The 2,251-nt window shown below is 74.1% G+C and carries 3 protein-coding genes; 1 reads left to right on the forward strand and 2 read right to left on the reverse strand.

Annotated features, from left to right (window positions below; all coding sequences use genetic code 11):
• Positions 1-359 precede the first annotated feature (359 nt).
• Positions 360-878 carry an Lrp/AsnC family transcriptional regulator gene (locus tag LCE31_RS39030; RefSeq protein WP_225022989.1) on the forward strand — a complete coding sequence of 173 codons (519 nt, stop codon included), beginning with the start codon at positions 360-362 and terminating at the stop codon, positions 876-878.
• Positions 879-1,092: 214 nt separating this feature from the next.
• On the opposite strand, the gene LCE31_RS39035 is transcribed toward LCE31_RS39030, so the two are convergent.
• A complete protein-coding gene (locus LCE31_RS39035) occupies positions 1,093-1,695 on the reverse strand; it encodes a TetR/AcrR family transcriptional regulator (RefSeq protein WP_225022991.1) in 603 nt (200 codons plus the stop codon).
• A partial coding sequence (locus LCE31_RS39040; protein ID WP_263632825.1) for a 3-hydroxyacyl-CoA dehydrogenase family protein occupies positions 1,692-2,251 on the reverse strand: 560 nt, incomplete at its 5' end. The genes LCE31_RS39035 and LCE31_RS39040, both read right to left, overlap by 4 nt.

Here is a 2,251-nt window from a genome sequence, read left to right on the forward strand (position 1 = left end):
CCGTAGAGGCGCAGCAGCAGCGCGGGGTCCGCGGAGCCCGGCCGGGGGGGCGCGGGGGGGCCCCCGGCGGCCGCGCCCCGGGCGGCGGCGCCCGAGCGGGGCCGGGTCTGCCCTGCGGGGTCCCGGACCGGCGTACTGCTCTTCTTCACGCGTGCCCCTCCTCCTGGAAGCGGTGCCCGTAAGCGGTGCCCGTACTGCTCGTGGCAGCGGACGGCGAAGCCCCGATGTGTGGCGGGACTCACCTACCGATTGTTCGGTCGCCGGGGCATTTTGGCTACATGTGGCTCCATCCTGTGGACAAACGGTTCTGCGGGTTCTGTGATGGACGCAGGTCGTCCACGGGGCGGAGGCGGGAAGGCATGGAGACTGAACAAATGGCCGAGGACCAGGGCCGCAGGACCGAGGACCGGACCCCGGCGGCCCGCCCCCTCGACTCCGTGGACCGGGCGATCCTGGCCATCCTCCAGGCGGACGGCCGCGCCTCCGTGCGCTCCGTGGCCGAGCGGGTGCACGTCTCCCGCGCCAACGCCTACGCGCGCATCAACCGGCTGGTCGAGGACCGCGTCATCCGCGGCTTCACGGCCAGCGTCGACCACGAGCGCGCGGGCCAGGGGACCTGCGCGTACATCACCCTGAAGATCGTCCAGAACTCCTGGCGGACGGTGCGCGGCCAGCTGGAGGCGCTGCCGGGCGCCGCCCACATCGCGCTCGTGGGCGGCGACTTCGACGTCCTGCTGCTGGTCCACACCCCGGACAACAGGACGCTGCGGGAGCTGGTGCTGACCCGGCTCCAGGCCATCCCCGAGGTGCTCTCCAGCCGCACGCTGCTGGTGTTCGAGGAGACCGATCTCAGCCCGCAGATACCCGAGCCGCAGTGACCGCGGTCGTACGGGGCCCTTACGCGCGGGGCCGCGACGCGGGCAACGGTCCACTCAAAGGCCTCGCCGAGAGCCCGGCGCACGCCCTGCGCCAGGTTCCTCGGACCGGCCGCGTACACCCCGCGCCGTACGGGGTACGGAGCCCCGGAGCGCCCCGAGCGCCCGCCGCGCCCCGCCGGGGCCCGGAACGCTCCCCTCCGGGCCCGGAGCGCCCTCAGCCCCGCGCGCTCTGGACGCGCAGGCCGTCGAAGGCGAGCCGGACGACCGCGTCCGCGACCTGGGTCCTGTCGTAGCCGCCCCCGGCCGGCGGCCGGTACCACTCGACCAGCGAGTTGACCATGCCGAACACCAGGCGGGTCGCCAGCCGGGTGTCCACGTCGGCCCGCAGATCGCCCTCGGCGGCAGCAGCCTTGAGCAGCTCGGCGACCCGCTGGTCGAACTCCCTGCGCCGTTCCATGGCCCACCGCTCGGTCCTGGTGTTGCCCCGCACCCGCAGCAGCAGCGTCACGTACGGCAGCTCGTCCGTCAGCACCTCGACCATGCGCCGCGTCACGTACTCGACGCGGGCGAGCGCCGTGCCGCGCGCGGCGCCGGCCTCGTCGAGAATCCCGAACAGCCCGTCGAGCGCGCGGCTGACGGCGCGCCGCAACAGCTCCTCCTTACCGACGACGTGGTGGTAGATCGAGGACTTCGAAATCCCCGCCGCCTTGGAGAGGTGCTCCATCGACGTGCCGTCGTAGCCGCGCTCGTTGAAGACGCGGACCGCGACGGACAGCAGCGTCTCGGGCGTGTACGTGTCGCGCCTGGGCGTGGTCATCGGCGGGGCTCCTCGGCCGCGGCGTACCGGGACAGCGCACGCGAGGGTGCGTACCGTCCGCCCGGGTACTCCGTGTTCAGCTCGTCCAGGACGTGGAACGCCCAGGCGCCGCCGACGCGGTCGGCCCATTCACCGGGACCCGCCGGGTAGTTGACGCCGAGCTTCATGGCGGTGTCGATGTCCTCCGCGGTCGCGACGCCGCGCGCGGCGGCGTCCAGGGCGAAGTCGATCAGCATGGCCACCGTCCGTGCGACGATCATCCCCGGGATGTCGCCGACAACGCTGACCTCTTTACCGATGCGCTGGAAAAGGCCGACGGCGGCGCGCACGTCCGCCTCGTCCGCCCCGGCGGTAGGGGCGAGCGCGACACGGGTGCACGAGCGGTAGTCGAGGGCCAGGTCGAACGCGACACGGGGCCCGCCCGCCTCCGAGGGGCTGCCGTCCGCGAGCACCAGACGCGTCCCGCCCGGCAGCCCGACGTAGCCCCAGGGCCCGTCGTCGTCGCCCGTACCGGCGGCCCCGGCCCCCCCGCCCCGGGCCCCCCCCGGGGCCCCGG

The sequence above is a fragment of the Streptomyces sp. 8L genome (genome assembly GCF_020176795.1).
GTDB lineage: Bacteria > Actinomycetota > Actinomycetes > Streptomycetales > Streptomycetaceae > Streptomyces.

Coding starts and splice junctions, on each gene's coding strand:
- LCE31_RS39030 (WP_225022989.1), top strand. CDS start 360: ATGGAGACTGAACAAATGGCCGAGGACCAGGGCCGCAGGACCGAGGAC.
- LCE31_RS39035 (WP_225022991.1), bottom strand. CDS start 1,695: ATGACCACGCCCAGGCGCGACACGTACACGCCCGAGACGCTGCTGTCC.